The 15,575-nt window shown below is 61.0% G+C and carries 13 protein-coding genes; 8 read left to right on the top strand and 5 right to left on the bottom strand.

Annotation, left to right across the window (positions count from 1 at the left end; all coding sequences use genetic code 11):
* Nucleotides 1-3,150, bottom strand: a complete 3,150-nt coding sequence (locus AC5YUO_RS12190) for an efflux RND transporter permease subunit (protein ID WP_496153478.1) — start codon at nucleotides 3,148-3,150, stop codon at nucleotides 1-3.
* Nucleotides 3,147-4,313: an efflux RND transporter periplasmic adaptor subunit gene (locus tag AC5YUO_RS12185; RefSeq protein WP_496153477.1), complete on the bottom strand. Its 1,167-nt coding sequence runs from the start codon at nucleotides 4,311-4,313 to the stop codon at nucleotides 3,147-3,149. The genes AC5YUO_RS12190 and AC5YUO_RS12185 overlap by 4 nt, the downstream gene beginning before the upstream one ends.
* Nucleotides 4,314-4,552: 239 nt before the next feature.
* On the opposite strand from AC5YUO_RS12185, the gene AC5YUO_RS12180 reads away from it, so the two are divergent.
* The 5 genes from AC5YUO_RS12180 to AC5YUO_RS12160 all read left to right on the top strand — a co-directional run bounded on the left by AC5YUO_RS12180 (nucleotide 4,553) and on the right by AC5YUO_RS12160 (nucleotide 9,633).
* A complete protein-coding gene (locus AC5YUO_RS12180; protein ID WP_003522357.1) occupies nucleotides 4,553-4,963 on the top strand; it encodes a carboxymuconolactone decarboxylase family protein in 411 nt (136 codons plus the stop codon).
* A 101-nt stretch (nucleotides 4,964-5,064) separates the two neighbouring features.
* A complete protein-coding gene (locus tag AC5YUO_RS12175) occupies nucleotides 5,065-7,539 on the top strand; it encodes an ATP-dependent helicase (RefSeq protein WP_496153476.1) in 2,475 nt (824 codons plus the stop codon).
* Nucleotides 7,540-7,643: 104 nt separating this feature from the next.
* Entirely contained in the window at nucleotides 7,644-8,456 is an 813-nt protein-coding gene (locus AC5YUO_RS12170; protein ID WP_496153475.1) for a glycosyltransferase family 25 protein, read from the top strand.
* Between the two features lie 272 nt (nucleotides 8,457-8,728).
* Nucleotides 8,729-9,211 carry a DMT family transporter gene (locus tag AC5YUO_RS12165; protein ID WP_496153474.1) on the top strand — a complete coding sequence of 161 codons (483 nt, stop codon included), beginning with the start codon at nucleotides 8,729-8,731 and terminating at the stop codon, nucleotides 9,209-9,211.
* The gene (locus AC5YUO_RS12160; RefSeq protein WP_020812062.1) at nucleotides 9,208-9,633 is read left to right on the top strand and encodes a DMT family transporter; all 426 of its coding nucleotides are present in this window, start codon (nucleotides 9,208-9,210) and stop codon (nucleotides 9,631-9,633) included. The genes AC5YUO_RS12165 and AC5YUO_RS12160 overlap by 4 nt, the downstream gene beginning before the upstream one ends.
* 62 nt (nucleotides 9,634-9,695) lie before the next feature.
* On the opposite strand, the gene AC5YUO_RS12155 is transcribed toward AC5YUO_RS12160, so the two are convergent.
* Nucleotides 9,696-10,982 (bottom strand): DUF2778 domain-containing protein, encoded by a 1,287-nt coding sequence (locus tag AC5YUO_RS12155; protein ID WP_496153473.1) that lies wholly within the window; start codon nucleotides 10,980-10,982, stop codon nucleotides 9,696-9,698.
* Nucleotides 10,983-11,439: 457 nt separating this feature from the next.
* Between AC5YUO_RS12155 and pncA the strand changes: the two genes are divergently transcribed.
* The gene (gene pncA / locus AC5YUO_RS12150; protein ID WP_496153472.1) at nucleotides 11,440-12,066 is read left to right on the top strand and encodes a bifunctional nicotinamidase/pyrazinamidase; all 627 of its coding nucleotides are present in this window, start codon (nucleotides 11,440-11,442) and stop codon (nucleotides 12,064-12,066) included.
* Between the two features lie 184 nt (nucleotides 12,067-12,250).
* Here the strand turns inward: pncA and AC5YUO_RS12145 are convergent, their stop codons facing one another.
* Entirely contained in the window at nucleotides 12,251-12,487 is a 237-nt protein-coding gene (locus AC5YUO_RS12145) for a DUF2164 domain-containing protein (protein ID WP_496153471.1), read from the bottom strand.
* Nucleotides 12,488-12,668: 181 nt separating this feature from the next.
* Here AC5YUO_RS12145 and AC5YUO_RS12140 point away from each other — a divergent pair, with 181 nt between their 5' ends.
* Nucleotides 12,669-13,382 (top strand): AzlC family ABC transporter permease, encoded by a 714-nt coding sequence (locus AC5YUO_RS12140; RefSeq protein WP_496153470.1) that lies wholly within the window; start codon nucleotides 12,669-12,671, stop codon nucleotides 13,380-13,382.
* Nucleotides 13,379-13,693, top strand: a complete 315-nt coding sequence (locus AC5YUO_RS12135; protein WP_496153469.1) for an AzlD family protein — start codon at nucleotides 13,379-13,381, stop codon at nucleotides 13,691-13,693. The genes AC5YUO_RS12140 and AC5YUO_RS12135 overlap by 4 nt, the downstream gene beginning before the upstream one ends.
* On the opposite strand, the gene AC5YUO_RS12130 is transcribed toward AC5YUO_RS12135, so the two are convergent.
* Nucleotides 13,690-15,531, bottom strand: coding sequence for an aminopeptidase P family protein (locus AC5YUO_RS12130; RefSeq protein WP_496153468.1), 1,842 nt, complete (start codon nucleotides 15,529-15,531; stop codon nucleotides 13,690-13,692). The two genes, AC5YUO_RS12135 and AC5YUO_RS12130, sit on opposite strands and share 4 nt — an antisense overlap.
* Between the last annotated feature and the right edge of the window lie 44 nt (nucleotides 15,532-15,575).

Genomic DNA, 15,575 nt, shown 5'->3' with positions numbered 1-15,575 from the left:
CTATTCCGCCGCCAGCAACGGCTTGTCCTCTTCCAGCGCCTTGCGGCGGGCGGCAAGTTCAAGCTCGCGATGGAGGCGGATTTCCTCATCCGCCTGCGGTTTGGCAAAGCGGGCGATCAGCAGATAGGAGACCGGGGTGATGTAAAGTGTCACCAGCGTTGCAAAACCGAGACCGCCGACGATGACCCAGCCGAGCGCGATACGTGCTTCAGCACCGGCACCCTGCGCCAGCACCAGCGGCACGCCGCCGAGAATGGTGGCGATCATCGTCATCATGACGGGGCGCAAGCGGATGCTGGTGGCCTTTTCGATGGCCTCACGCACGGTAGCACCCTGATCGCGCAGATGATTGGCGAATTCCACGATGAGAATACCGTTCTTGGCCATGACGCCGACCAGCAGCACAAGCCCGATCTGGCTATAGACATTGAGGCTGGAGCCCGTGACCAGCAGTGCGATGACCGCGCAGGCAAGGCCGAGCGGCACCGTCGTCATGATGATGACCGAACTCAGCACGCTTTCGAATTGCGCGGCCAGCACGAGGAAGATGATGGCGATGGCGAAACCGAAGGTCAGCAACATACCGCTCGAATTTTCTTCAAGCGTCGCCGCTTCACCGAGCGGCAGCAGGCGGGCGCCGGGCGGCATTACCGATTGCGAAAGTTCGTTTACCTTTTGCAGCGCCTCACCCAGCGAAACGCCGTCCTTGAGGTTGGCGGTAAAGCCGACGGAGGGAAGCTGCTGCTCGCGGTTGAGCTGCGGCGCAACCGCATTTTCCTTGAGCGACGCGATGACCGACATCGGCACGATCTTGCCGTCGCCGGTTTTCAGGAAGACGTTTTCCAGATCGGTCGGATCGTTGATCGGCCGGGTGGAGGACAGGAGCCTGACCGGGATCGCATCGCCATCCACGAAGACGTCGACAATCGAGCGGCCTTCCAGCAGCGACTGCATGGCGCGCGACAGGCCGGTGATGTCAATGCCGAGATCCGACGCACGCTCGCGGTCGATGGAAACGGAAATCTGCGCCTGATTGGGCTCATTGTCGAAACGCGGCGTGTCGAACAGACCGCTTTCTTCCATGGAAAGCAGCAATTTCTGCGTCGCCTCGGTCAGCGCCGCATAGTTGCTGCCGACCATTGCCATCTGCAGGCCGTTGCCGGCGCCGCGAATTCTGAGGCTGTTCGGCTGCATCGCATTGCCGCGCAGCGCCGGAACTTTATTAGCGGCGGCAGTGACATCGGCAGCGATCTGGTTCTGCGTGCGCTCGCGATCGGCCCAGGGGGCGAGCGTCAGCACCATGAAGCCGGTATTGGACGAACCGTTCATGCCGGTGATGGAGTAGATATTGCGGATTTCGCCACTGTCGCGCAGCGGCTGCAGGTTTTCCTCGATCCGCTGCAGCTGGTCGCGGGTATATTCGAGGCTGACGCCCTGCGGCGCGGTGACCCGCATCATGATCGAGGCGCGGTCTTCGCGCGGCGTCAACTCGTTCTGGATCATGCCGAAGGCGATCCATGACAGGCCGGAAAAGATGAGCGCGACAACGATGACGATCAGCGGATTGTTCAGGCAGGCGGAAAGCGTCGTTTTATAGGTGGAGGCAAAGACATTACCGAACCAGGCGAGCGGCCCCGTCGGTTCCTTCAGCCCCTCTTTCAGCATGCGGGAAGCCAGCATCGGGCAGAGCGTCAGCGCCACGATGGAGGACAAGCCCACCGCGAAGGCCAGCACGAAACCGAATTCGCGAAACAGGCCGCCAAGCTGGCCCGGCAGGAAGGAGAGCGGAATGAACACGGCGGCAAGTGTGGCCGTCGTTGCGATGACGGCGAAGAAAACTTCCTGCGTGCCGAGAACGGCGGCGGCCCGCGGCCCCATGCCTTCCGCCCGGCGGCGCACGATGTTTTCCAGCACGACGATAGCGTCGTCGACCACGAGGCCAGTCGCCAGAACGATGGCAAGCAGGGTCAGAATATTGACCGAGAAGCCGACCATATAAATGGCGACGATGGTGCCGATCAGCGCCACGGGCATGGTGATCGCCGGAATGAGGGTGGCGCGCCAGTCGCGCAGGAACAGATAAAGCACGACGACGACGATGATCGCCGAGAGACCGAGCGCCAGTTCCACCTCGTGCAGCGCGCCTTCGATGAAGACGGCATCGTCACTGGTCACGACGATGCGCGTACCCTCGGGCAGATTGGCCGACATGGCGTCGACGGCGGCCTTCACACCGGTCGAGATACTGAGCGTGTTCGACTGCGCCTGACGGATGACACCGAGACCGACGCCCTGCACGCCATTGGAGCGCAGCGAGGTGGATTCGTCATCCGCACCCAGCATGACGGTCGCGACGTCGCGCAGGCGGATATTGTTCTTTATGAGAAGATTGGAGAAATCCTCGGGCTTCGTCAGGCTGGCCGTGGCGCGCACGACAATATCCTGCGTTGTGCTTTTCAGCGATCCCGCCGGCACATCGAGTGCAGCGCTGGCCAGCGCGTTCGAAACATCCGTCACCGTCAACCCACGGCTGGCGAGCGCCGCCTGATTGAGATCGACGCGGAAAACCTTTTCCTGATCGCCGTAAAGCTCCACATCCGCCACACCATCGACGGCGGCAAGGCGATCGATGATTTCGTCATCCACCAGCTTGGTCAGGTCTTCCATGCTGAGCGTGGACGAGGTGACGGCAAGGCGCATGATCGGCTGGCTGTCGGAATCCGCCTTGATGATCTGCGGCTCGTCGGCATCGTCGGGCAGCTGGTTGGTGACGCGGCCGATGGCGTCGCGCACGTCGTTGGCGGCAACCGCCAGATCGACATTGTCACCGAATTCCAGCGTCACGCGGCTGGTGCCGAATTGCGAGTTGGACGAAATGGACTTGACACCGCTGACACGCGCCACCGCACCTTCGATGGTCTGCGTCACTTCCTGATCGATGGTTTCCGGCGCCGCCCCTTCATAGGTGGTCCTGACACTGATCGTCGGCCGGTCGACGTCGGGCAGTTCGCGCACTTCGACACCGACAAGAGCCGCAAGGCCGGCAACGACCAGCAGGGTGTTGAGAACCGCCGCCAGGATAGGCCGGCGCACGAACAACGCGGTAAAGGCGAGCTTGGAATCCTGACCGGAGGGCGGCTGCGTCGTCATTGGCTGGCAACCTCCTCGGGCTTCGGCTGGCTGCCGACGCGGACCGCGCCGCCTTCGCGCACGCGCTGCAGACCCTCGATCACCACAGGCTCACCATCCGCCAGCTTCGCCTTGACGAGAACGGCATCGGGATTGCGCTGCACGATCTGCACCCGCACCTTGTTCGATTTATTATCGGTGACACGCCAGACGTAGGAGCCTTCCGCATCCCACTGCACGGCCAGCGGATCGACCGAGGCATAGGTCTCGCCGGCAAAACGCATGGTAACGCCGAAGGACATGCCGGCCCTCAGCTCATCCTTCTCATTGCCGAACTTCGCCCGGATGCGGATCGTGCGGCTCGCCTCATCGACGCGGTTGTCGACGGCCTCGATCTCACCCTTGAAAGTCTCGCCGGGGCGGGAAATGGACGTCGCCTCCACCGGCATGCCGACCTTGATCGCGGTTGCGAACCGCTCGGGAGCCCAGAAATTGACGAGAATTTCGGACCGGTCATCGATGCTGACGATGGTTGACTGCGTGGTGACATTATCGCCGATATTGGCGGCGACAATACCCGCCACACCCTCTATCGGCGCAACGATGTCGCGGCGCTTGAGATTGAGTTCGGCCGTGCTCAGCGCAAGCTTGGCGGCCTCCTCGGCAATCTGCGCATCCAGCACATCGAGGCGGGAGACGGATTTCAGGTTCTTGTAGGAATTGGATTTTTCGACGGCGCTGCGCAGCGTCACCTGCGCCTTGTCGCGCTCGATCACCTGCTCTTCATCGTCGAGCCGTGCCAGCACCTGCCCCTTCACGACACGTGCGCCGGATGACGTGCGGATTTCCGAAACCGTGCCGGAAGCCTGCGGCATGACGACGACCGACTGGATCGCCTCGCCATTGCCGATGGCGTTCAGCCGGTCATTGACCGTGCCTTTCTTCACCGGGGCCGTCACCACCAGGGTGGCGTTGCCGTTGCGGCGCGCACCATCGGCATTCTGCCCTGTGGACGCACCGGCGGTCGAACCGCCGGATGCGGCGACTTCGATCGCCCCGGCAGGCGTTTTGCCAAGCCCGATCGCGGCGAGCACATTGCGGGCTTCGGGCGAATAAAAGCCCCAGAGACAGAGCCCCGCTCCCACCACGGCAACACTGACACCCACCTGTTTCCAGACCCGCATATATTTCTCCGGTTGATCCGCGCAGCATAAAGCATTCCCGAAAACGTAGGTTCCGGGACAGATGCAGTATTCCCGCTTGGCGGGGGCAAGGCAACGCACAAAACCGTTCCTTACGTAATTGTAATTTGGGGGCAATTGCCATCCGCAGCAGCCAAACCGCAATCGGGGCCACGCATTCCTGTCGCAAATATCCGCCAGTGGGCTAATCTGCCTCCAGGACGCCATAACCGGAGGAAGCCATGAGCACCGTGACGAAAACCGAAAACCCGGAAACCGATCCACGCGTCAAGGCGGTGTTCGATGATATCCGCGCCACCCGCAAATCGGATTTCATCAACAATATGTGGCTCTACCTCGCCTTCGATGCCGATCTGCTTGAAAAGACCTGGGGCGAGGTCAAGGCGGTGATGGCCACGCCCTCGGCGCTCGATCCCGTGGTGAAGGAAATGCTCTATATCGCCGTTTCCGTCACCAATGGCTGCTCCTATTGCGCCCATTCCCACACGGCCGCCGCCAAAGCCAAGGGCATGACGACAGAGCAGCATGCCGATTTGCTGCGCGTCATCGCACTTGCCGCCAAGACAAACCAGCTTGCGGTGGCGCTGCAAGTGCCCGTTGATGCCGCGTTCGACGCCGACAGGCAGGCATGAAGCGAAAAAATGCCTTGGAATGGGCGTTTTGACAGTTGATACCGGAATAAAAGCAGAACACGGTTCTGGCCTTTATATCCCGAATCACTACATTGGGCCGCATGAGCAACAGTTTTGACGATATGCCGTTCTTCGATGAAGAACCCGTGGCGCCGCGCAGGGCGACGAATAGTGCCGGTGCAGAAAGCGGCGGCGGGCTTGGCATTGCCGCCCGCGCCATGGCGGCGCGCGATCAGACGCGTGCTGCGCCCGACTATCTGTCCGGTCTCAACCCGGAACAGCGCGACGCCGTGGAAACGCTAGACGGACCCGTACTCGTGCTCGCAGGCGCCGGCACCGGCAAGACCCGCGTTCTGACGACCCGCATCGCCCATATTCTGGCGACCGGCCGCGCCTATCCGAGCCAGATTCTCGCCGTGACCTTTACCAACAAGGCCGCCCGCGAGATGAAGGAACGTATCGGCGTGCTGGTCGGCGGCGCTGTCGAGGGCATGCCCTGGCTCGGCACCTTCCACTCCATCGGCGTCAAGCTGCTGCGTCGCCATGCCGAACTCGTCGGCCTGAAATCGGATTTCACCATTCTCGATACCGACGACGTGGTGCGGCTGATCAAGCAGCTCATTCAGGCCGAAGGGCTGGACGACAAGCGCTGGCCGGCCAAGCAGTTCGCCGGCATGATCGACGGCTGGAAGAACAAGGGCCTGACCCCGCCGGATATTCCGGAGGGCGACAGCCGCGCCTTCGCCAATGGCAAGGGCCGCGAGCTTTACACCGCCTATCAGAACCGGCTGAAAACGCTGAATGCCTGCGACTTCGGCGATCTACTGATGCACCCGATCAGCATCTTCCGCCGCCACACCGATATTCTGAAAGAGTATCACCAGAAGTTCCGTTACATTCTGGTGGACGAATATCAGGACACCAATACGGCGCAATATATGTGGCTGAGGCTTCTCGCACAGCGCGCCAAGGGCGAGCCGCAGAACGTCTGCTGCGTGGGTGACGACGATCAGTCGATCTATGGCTGGCGCGGCGCGGAAGTGGACAATATCCTCCGCTTCGACAAGGATTTCCCCGGCGCCAAGGTCATCAAGCTCGAACGCAATTACCGCTCTACCGAACATATTCTCGGCGCGGCCGGCCATCTGATCGCCCATAATGAGGGCCGTCTCGGCAAGACGCTGTTCACCGAACGCAGCAGCCCTGACGATGAAAAGGTCGTGGTGCATGCGGCCTGGGATTCGGAAGAGGAAGCCCGCGCGGTCGGCGAGGAAATCGAGCAGCTCCAGCGCAAGAACCACAAGCTGAACGACATGGCCATTCTCGTTCGCGCCTCCTTTCAGATGCGCGAGTTCGAAGACCGTTTCGTCACGCTCGGCCTCAATTACCGCGTCATTGGCGGCCCGCGCTTTTATGAGCGCCTCGAAATCCGCGACGCCATGGCCTATTTCCGGCTCGTCTGCCAGCCGGCCGACGATCTCGCCTTCGAGCGGATCGTCAATACGCCGAAGCGCGGCCTTGGTGATACGACGATCCGCAATCTGCACGACTATGCCCGCGCCCGCGATATTCCGATGCTGGCGGCAGCCGCCGATATCATCGAGACCGACGAACTGAAACCGAAGGCGCGCAAGGCGCTGTTCGATGTGGTGCAGGATTTCCGCCGCTGGCAGGGCCTCTTGGAAAACACCGAACACACCACGCTTGCCGAGCAGATCCTCGATGAAAGCGGCTATACCGCCATGTGGCAGGCCGACAAGACGGCCGAAGCCCCCGGACGGCTGGAAAACCTCAAGGAACTCATCCGCTCGATGGAAGCCTTCGAGAGCATGCGCGGCTTCCTCGAGCATGTCGCCCTCGTCATGGATGCCGAGCAGAACGAAAATCTCGATGCCGTATCGATCATGACGCTGCATTCCGCCAAGGGTCTGGAATTCGACACCGTCTTCCTGCCCGGCTGGGAAGAAGGCCTTTTCCCGCACCAGCGGGCGCTGGACGAGGGCGGGCGCTCCGGCCTGGAGGAAGAACGCCGTCTCGCTTATGTCGGCATCACCCGCGCCAAGAAGCTCTGCCATATCTGGTTCGTGTCGAACCGGCGCATTCACGGGCTGTGGCAATCCACCCTGCCCTCCCGTTTCCTCGATGAACTGCCACCCGCCCACGTGGATGTGGCGGCATCCGACAGCAATTATGGCGGTTATGGTGGACGCGGCGGCTATGGCCAGTCGCGCTTCGACAAGGCGGACCCTTTCGCAAACAACTACTCCACCCCCGGCTGGAAGCGCGCGCAGCAGAACCGCAGTGACGCCACCCGCGACAATTGGGGCACCCGCTCCGGCCATGCGGTCGAACGCATCGGTTACGGTGAAAGCGGCCCGCGCACCCGCACCATCGACGGCGAGCTGGTGGCGAAATCCGTCGCCGATACGCCATCGAAATTCTTTGTTGGCGATCGCGTTTTCCACCTCAAATTCGGCAATGGCAATATTTCCGCCATCGAAGGAAACAAGCTGACCATCGATTTCGATCGTGCCGGGCAGAAACGTGTGCTGGATGGATTTGTGGAAAAGGTCTGATTCGACAACCATGAGTGCCTGAAGACCGCTTTTTCCATAGCCCGCGTCATGCCGTTGCAATAAAGGAGTTGCAGTGGGGAAGCGGAAACCGGGCGAGGACAGCTTTGTATATATTACCGAAAAGCCAGCGCAGGCTCGCCGTTTTCCTGATCAATATGGACAGCGCCACCAAACGCCTCGCGGATATGACCGCGCGCCTCGATGCCATGGGGCTCAAGGCGGAGCGTGTTCCCGGCGTCAATGGCAGGGAACTGAATTACCCGATCCCGGAATTCAGCGAGATGTCCTACATGCTCATGCATGGCCGCCGCACCTCGCCGCCGGAAATCGGCTGCTATCTCAGCCATGTCGCCTGCGCCAATAGATTCATGGAGGGCGACGCCGATATCGCGCTCATCCTTGAGGATGACGTGGTCTTCGATGACGATTTTCTCAATGCCATAGACGAGGCGGTGCTGAACGGCGGCGACTGGGATTTATTGCGGCTGACGACGGTCAGCAACGGCCGGAAATTTCCATTCCGCCCACTGTCCAATGGCCGTTCGCTCGCCATTGCGATCACGCGGGAAAAAGGGTCGGGAGCCTATCTCGTCAACCGTCGCGCCGGAAAATGGATAGCGAAACTGATTCCCATGCGGCTCGCCTATGACATCGCATTCGATCTGGAATATCTCGCGGGGCTGAAGGCGGCCTTCCTCTATCCGCTCTGCGCCACGCAGGATGCGGACGGGGAAAGCCAGATCCAGAACAATCTGCGCATCTACCGCCTGCCGCGCTGGCGTTATTTCACCGTGCTGCCCTATCGCGCCTTTCTCGAAACCAGCCGTTTCCTGATGCGGAGCATCCGCTTCGCCGTCGCCAAGGCGGGCGTTGCGATGGAACGCGGCAAGGGCAAGACCGCTCCGGCCGGTCGTTGACCGATCCGTCTTACACTTCACCGGGCGTGAAGCCGACGAGATAGACGGCCGCGACCACGGCTGCGAGAAGGAAAATCGAAATGACGAAAATCGTCATCCGGTTCAATGGTTTGCGCGTCGTTTTCTTCATGGTGGAATAATGCGTGGCCGCATCGCTTGTTCCGCAACGCACAGGATAATGTCGTCTAAAACCGTGAGCCGGCGCAATTCGATTCCGCTTCAGACACATATCGGCTAAAGCTCGTCTCCATCTTCAGCTTTGCCGGCCCGCCATGACAGACACGACACATCCACGCCTCAACCCGCTGCATCTTGCCGCCGCCTTCGCCAGCGGCTGCCTTCTGACATTGATGGTGCATTTCAACGGTCAGCTTGCCCATTACGGCAATGCGCTGTTTTCCTCCTGGACGGCGCATGGCACCGGCACGGTGGCGGCGCTGATCTATCTCGCCATCATGCGCCCGAAGAAAGATGAAGGCACGGCAGAAAAACCGAAAGCGCCGCTCTGGGCCTATTGCGGCGGGGTCGTGGGTGCGGCCATCGTCATCCTCACCTCCACCGCCGTCAATTCGCCGCTGGCGCTTTCCGGCACCATTGCGCTCGGTCTCGGCGGACAGGTGATCTTCAGCTTACTGGCGGATATTTTCGGCCTCTTCGGCCTGCCAAAAAGGCGGCCGGACCTTCGGGACATGGCGGCGGTGGCGCTCATTCTCTGCGGCAGCGCACTCATCATCCTTGTCGGGAGAACGGCATGATTGTCTGGATCGCCATGGCCTTTACCGGCGGCGTCTTCGTGGCGCTGAGCCGGCAGATCAACGGCCGCCTCAGCCTGTCCAACTCGCCGCTCATCGCATCGTTCTGGAACCACATTGTCGGTTTTGCCGTGCTGACGGTCATCGGCCTCATCGTCGGTGGCCTCATTCCGCCGGGTGCTGCCGACGCGCCATGGCTTGCCTTTATCGGCGGGCCGATCGGCGTCGTCTTCATCGCTTCGGGAAGCTGGCTCATTCCGCGCATCGGTGCGGTCAATACCGCCCTTCTGGTCATCAGCGGCCAGATGGTCTCAGGCGTGGTTCTGGATCTTTTCGGCGATCATCCGCCGAAACTCTGGGCAAGCGCACTCGGCATCCTGCTCATCTTCGCCGGCATGGTGCTGACACAGCGGCGCGGCCGCTAGAGCATTTCCAGTAAAAGTGCGCAGCGGTTTTACGCCCGGAAAATGCGTAGAACCAAGAAAACTTAGGAATCACTGCCGCGCGAGAACATGCCGAGCAGCGTCTTGCCGCCGCTCTTACCCCCACTGCTTGCGAGTGTCGGACGGTTGCCGTTCAGCTTCGGCACCACCACCATGCGCTTGACTTCGCCGCGCTTGAAGGCAGCCAGAAAGCGCTGATAATCCCGGAATACCACGCAGCCATTCGATTCGCCGCGTTTCGCCAGCATGTAGGTGTGAGCCAGAAGACCGTCACGGCCATGCGGGTTGACACCGTTTTCCGGCGTCAGGCGAATGGCCTCGACGCCATGGAACCGCGCTTCGCGCATCGTCAGACGATAGCTGGAAGGTGGCGTCGAACCGCGCATTCTCACATGCACGTAATCGGGATTGTCGCGCATCTTGCCGATACCGGAATGCGCTTCCAGCTTCTCGCCATTCGGCATGTGCACCACGCCGGAGGAAATATCATAGATCGCCGTGCCATTACCGCGATCCGGCCACGGAACCGCATCCATCTTGCTCGGCTCGCGCATCGGATTGTCAGGCTTTGCAAAGGCAAGCATGGCGCCGGTGCTCTGCTTCGGCGCCGCAGGCGCGCGAAGGGGAACCGGCGCATCGAAAGCCGGTGCCGAAGCGACGGCCGGAACATGTTCCTCGGTCTTGGACGATGTCGCGGGGCGCGGTGACGGCTCAACCGTCTGAGCCGTCGCAACCTCGGGGCGGAAGCTCGGCAGCGGCACATCATCGGGCAGCAGGCTGCTTGCCTCTTCCTCGATCTGCGGCCGTGCCAGCGCCACTTCAAATGCCGGATGCTGCGGAACGGCGCTCTGATAGGCAACCTCAGAGGTGCGTCCAAGCGCCGAATCGACGATCGCCGACGGCTTGAGCGCGGCAAGCTGCTTCACCGTCGCCTGCCCTTTTGCATTGGCAGCCGCGCCGAAGCGCTCGCCGAATTCCTTCGCGCCGATCTCGGGCATGATGCCGGCGAGGCGAACCGCCTTCTGCTGGCCATGGCTGTGGTCGCTCAGGCGGGAAAACTTGCGGACGTGAATATCCCGCGCGGCGGCGTGGGCAATTGCCGTCTCAGTGGAAGCCAATCGCGTCACCAGCGTCTTTTCAAACTGCCCGACACCGTGCGAAGCGGCAGCCATGCTGTGCAGCGAGGCAAAGGCGGCGACGGCGAAAAGGCCGGCAAAGGCGCCGCCACCGAGAAGGGCGGACATTCGGCCGAACGAAAAGGATTTGCCTCTCTTGACGGAAGACGAACCGGCAAGACCGGCGCCATTATAGGCCGCAGCAGAAAACGCCATGATACTCGTTACTCGAACCGTTCACGCACACCCGGCCGACGCCGGAGGGATTTTGGGACATCCGAAGGGCGGGCAAACACCACGCCGGTTTCGGAACTGACTGGTTCGAAGCATGACGAATTATGGTAACCAAAGTGTTTACGAGTCCCTGCAAAAATAATTCGTTAAGGTCTGCGCATTGCAAGGCGAAGGCAAAACAATGACTTGCGCCGGGACTGCGTGCATCCGCATCGCCTGATCCGGGGAAATGCCCCTTAAAGGAGCGTCATCGGCCTAAAAATTTCCGTCGCCGCATTGTCAGGTAAATTCCGACTTGGCCGGAAATTTGCTGCAAATGCGGCAGGACTGCGACAGGAAGAGCCCCCCGCCCGAAACATCAGTGCCTGCCGGATAGGTCGAAAGGGGCTTGATCCGTCAAAGCCGGCTTGGCATCCTGCCTTGAAAAGGGAGGCACATCATGAAGGCGCTGCTGCTCATCGATATCCAGAACGGTTTTTGCCCGGGCGGCAATCTGGCCGTTGCCGATGGCGACAGGGTCGTGCCCGTCGCCAATGCCCTGATCGACAATGGCGGCTACGATCTGATCGTCGCCTCGCAGGACTGGCATCCGGAAAATCACGGCAGCTTCGCCTCGCAGCATCCCGGCAAGAAACCCTTCGACATGGGCGAACTTTCCGGAAAACCGCAGATGATGTGGCCGGACCATTGCGTGCAGGGCACGCCGGATGCGGAATTCCATCCGGATCTGAAGACGGAAGCCTTCGATTATATTCAGCAGAAGGGCGAAAACCCCGCCGTCGACAGCTATTCCGCCTTTCGCGACAATGATCAGGGGGCGACGACGGGACTGGCCGACTATCTGAGCCGTCAGGGTGTCACGCAACTCGACGTCTGCGGCCTTGCCACCGATTATTGCGTCAGTTTTTCGGTGCTTGATGCCCTCGACATGTTGCCCGGTGTGAATATCCGTTTCATCGAAGATGCCAGCCGCGGCATCGATCCGCAGGGCATCAAGGCCGCGATTTCGACGATGCGGGAAAAAGGCGCGGCCATTCTCAAAAGCCGTGACATTTTGCGGGACTAGGGCCCGTCGCGTTTAAAAAACGAACGCTACCGGACAGGGCGGATCCCCCACTCCCCCTCATTCCTGTGCTCGTCACAGGAATCCAGCCGACACGCGTCCGCGTGGCGAAAGGACTCTTCTCAGCCCAAGGCTTGGGCTGGCTGGATCCCTGTGACGAGCACAGGGATGAGGAAGGAGAGTACCATTAGCGCGGCTTCGGTTTCTCCAGCACGTCGATATCGCCTGCCGCATCCTCAAGGCGTCTCAGGATCGCAGCATGCGCATCCCTGAGCCCCTCATTATAAAAAACATGCCCCAGCTCCTCGGCCAGAAAATCCACGAAGATTTCCGCCTGCAGAAGGCCGATTTCGGTTTCGGTCTCCCGGGCAAGATAATCCCGGACACGTGCGGCCAGAGCGGCCTTTTCCTGCTTTTCCAGCATCGATCTTCCATCGTCTGACGATCAAGCGGTGCGGGAGAAACATGATGAAATGGCGCCCGGCACCGGCCATATGAGGCGTTACCGTAACGGAAGCTTCAAGGGAATCAATCGATCCATTCATGCAATTCGTTTGCCAGCCGGCCGGGACGGCGATAGAGCGGCGGGCAAGGAGTTTCCAGAAATGTTCAATGCAGATTTTCGCGAGGGATTGAAGAGCGGTTTCCCGATCGCCCTCTCCGCCGCCCCCTTCGGTGCGTTGTTCGGCGCAGTCGCAGTCGATAACGGACTGAGCATCACCGAAGCCACGATCATGAGCGGCACCGTCTATGCCGGCGCAAGCCAGCTCGTCGGGATCGAACTGTTCGGCCAGAAGGTTGCCCCCTGGCTGATCGTTCTTTCGGTCTTCGCCGTCAATTTTCGCCATATCCTCTATTCCGCCGCCATTGCCCGAATGATCTCGAACTGGTCATTCCTGCAAAAAGCCGCGGGCTTCTTCGTGCTGGTGGATCCGCAATTCGCCGAATCGGTGAGGAAATACGAAAATACCGGCACGGTCGGCTTTTCCTGGTACATGGGCTTCGCCACGCCGGTTTATGTGCTGTGGCTGGCCATGACCATTCTCGGCGCATCGCTCGGCAATATGGTCGGCGATCCGAAAGCCATCGGTCTCGATGTGCTGCTGCCGATCTATTTCATGGGCATGGTGTTAAGCTTCCGCCAGCGGGAGAATTTTTACCCTGTCATGCTGGCAAGCGCGGTTGGTGCAACGGTCGCCTATCACTTCGTCGGATCTCCCTGGCATGTCAGCCTCGGCGCGATTGCCGGTATCGTTGTCGCGGTCCTCTATCCGCCGAAGCCGGGCGCCGGAACAGGTTCCGAGGTGGAAACGCCATGAGCGACATGCTGCACACCGATACGCTGATCCTGATCGCGCTCGCCGCCATCGCCACCTATCTGACCCGCATCGGCGGTTATGTGCTGATGACGCGGATGAAATCCATCCCGCCGCGTATGGAGGCGGGACTGAACGCCGTTCCCGTGGCGGTTTTGACCACGCTCGTCGCACCCGCCTTTTTCGAAGGCGGATACGAGGTGAAGATCGGCATGGTGGCAGCACTTCTGGTCTGCCTGCGCTTTCCCGGCCTGACGATGCTGGCCATCGGCTGGGCCATCGTCATCGCGATCAGGCACTTTCCGTTTTTTTAGGCGACCCGCTCCAATGGCTTGGTTGCGGCAACGAGCCACGCCTTAACCTCCTCGTCGGTGATCAAGGGAGAAAGCTTCTCCAGAACCCCGGCGTGATAGGCGTTCAGCCAGCCCAGTTCTTCATCGGTCAGGAGAGCGGTCACCACCAGCCTGCGGTCGATGGGGCAAAAGGTCAGCGTCTCGAAGGAGAACATCGGCTGGTCGCCGCCGGCCACCTCTTCCGCCTCGCGCACATAGATGAGGTTCTCGATGCGGATGCCGAAAGCGCCGGGCCGGTAATAACCCGGCTCGTTGGACAGGATCATGCCCGGCAGCAACTCCTGCGTCGAAAGCCTTGAGATCCGCTGCGGCCCCTCATGCACCGAAAGATAGGAACCGACGCCATGGCCGGTGCCATGGGCGTAATCGGCACCCGCCTTCCACAGCGCGATGCGCGCCAGCGGATCGAGATCGCAACCGCGCGTTCCCTTCGGAAACCGCGCGGTGCTGATGCCGATCATGCCTTTCAGCACCAGTGTGAAGAAACGCTTCTGCTCTTCCGGAACGGCGCCGATTGCGACGGTACGGGTGATATCAGTGGTGCCATTGACATATTGCGCGCCGGAATCGACGAGGAACATCTCCCCGTCCGCAAGGGTGCGGTCCGTATCGGTGGTGACACGGTAATGGATAATGGCGGCATGTTCGCCGGCACCTGAAATCGTATCGAAAGACACGTCCTTGAGCGGGTTTTGCATCCCCTGTCCCACCTTGACCCGTGCGACCTCCAACGCCTTCACGGCGGCGATTTCAGTGACACTGCCGGGTTGCTGGCGGTCCAGCCAGCAGAGATATTCGACCATGGCCGCGCCATCCTGCACATGGGCGGCAGCGGAGCCGGCCAGCTCCGCCTTGTTCTTGCGTGCACGCGGCAGGCGGACAGGATCGGCCTCCTCGATGAGCGAGCCGCCCGCTGCCGTGATTGCGCCGGTCAGCGCCACCGGTGTCAGATCGGCATCGACCATCACCCGGCCCTTGGCGCTGGCTATGGCATGCAGACGATCTGCGATCTTCGACGGCGGCAATTGTGTCGCGAGCTGCGCCAGATAGGCCTCGGTCTCAATGCCGGTCTTGCGCTTGTCGAGAAAAATATCCGCCCTGCCATCCGCATAGAGGATGGCGCGGGCGAGCGGATGCGGCGTATGCGGCACATCGTTGCCGCGAATATTGAAAATCCAGGCAATGGACGATGGATCGGTGACCAGCAGGGCATCCGCCCCCTTTGCCGCGACCGTTTCCGCCAGAGAAGCGATCTTTTCCTTCGCCAGCTTGCCGGTAAAGGCTTCGGGCTGGATAACGACAGCTTCCAGCGGCTCGGAGGGACGATCCCGCCACAGGGCATCGAGCGGGTTCTTTTCCAGCAGAACGACCGAACCACCCTTGCCGGCAAGCACTTTTTCCAGCCGCTTCAGCTCCGCGCCGGTGTGCAGCCACGGATCGATGCCGAGCCGGAAACCCTGGGAAGCATGTTCGGCCAGCCAGACGGAGGGTGGCGCGCCAACCAGATCGCCGCCGCTGAAGACCGATTGATCGACCTGTGACTTGAGCTGCGTCGTATAACGGCCATCGACAAAAACCACCGCCTCCGTGCGCGTCACCAGCGCAATGCCGGCGGAACCGGTAAAGCCCGTCAGCCACGACAGGCGCTCGGCGCAGTCAGGCACATATTCCCCCTGATATTCATCGGCGCGCGGCACCAGAAAACCGTCAATGCTAAGGGCGTCGAAACCGGCGCGCAGCGCCTCGACACGGGCCTTGCCGAATTGCGGCGCGGATTTGTTTTCGAAGGTCTGGAACATGTGCGTCTTTCGGGAACTGTCATGGGAAAAGCTGTTCGTTCGCG

The organism is Agrobacterium sp. LEGMi-208b (assembly GCF_059511785.1).
This window is presented reverse-complemented; position numbering and strand designations above follow the sequence as displayed.

Excerpts from the sequence above, each read along its gene's own strand:
- AC5YUO_RS12190 (WP_496153478.1), bottom strand. The coding sequence starts at position 3,150 with ATGACGACGCAGCCGCCCTCCGGTCAGGATTCCAAGCTCGCCTTTACC.
- AC5YUO_RS12185 (WP_496153477.1), bottom strand. The coding sequence starts at position 4,313 with ATGCGGGTCTGGAAACAGGTGGGTGTCAGTGTTGCCGTGGTGGGAGCG.
- AC5YUO_RS12180 (WP_003522357.1), top strand. The coding sequence starts at position 4,553 with ATGAGCACCGTGACGAAAACCGAAAACCCGGAAACCGATCCACGCGTC.
- AC5YUO_RS12175 (WP_496153476.1), top strand. The coding sequence starts at position 5,065 with ATGAGCAACAGTTTTGACGATATGCCGTTCTTCGATGAAGAACCCGTG.
- AC5YUO_RS12165 (WP_496153474.1), top strand. The coding sequence starts at position 8,729 with ATGACAGACACGACACATCCACGCCTCAACCCGCTGCATCTTGCCGCC.
- AC5YUO_RS12160 (WP_020812062.1), top strand. The coding sequence starts at position 9,208 with ATGATTGTCTGGATCGCCATGGCCTTTACCGGCGGCGTCTTCGTGGCG.
- AC5YUO_RS12155 (WP_496153473.1), bottom strand. The coding sequence starts at position 10,982 with ATGGCGTTTTCTGCTGCGGCCTATAATGGCGCCGGTCTTGCCGGTTCG.
- pncA (WP_496153472.1), top strand. The coding sequence starts at position 11,440 with ATGAAGGCGCTGCTGCTCATCGATATCCAGAACGGTTTTTGCCCGGGC.
- AC5YUO_RS12145 (WP_496153471.1), bottom strand. The coding sequence starts at position 12,487 with ATGCTGGAAAAGCAGGAAAAGGCCGCTCTGGCCGCACGTGTCCGGGAT.
- AC5YUO_RS12140 (WP_496153470.1), top strand. The coding sequence starts at position 12,669 with ATGTTCAATGCAGATTTTCGCGAGGGATTGAAGAGCGGTTTCCCGATC.
- AC5YUO_RS12135 (WP_496153469.1), top strand. The coding sequence starts at position 13,379 with ATGAGCGACATGCTGCACACCGATACGCTGATCCTGATCGCGCTCGCC.
- AC5YUO_RS12130 (WP_496153468.1), bottom strand. The coding sequence starts at position 15,531 with ATGTTCCAGACCTTCGAAAACAAATCCGCGCCGCAATTCGGCAAGGCC.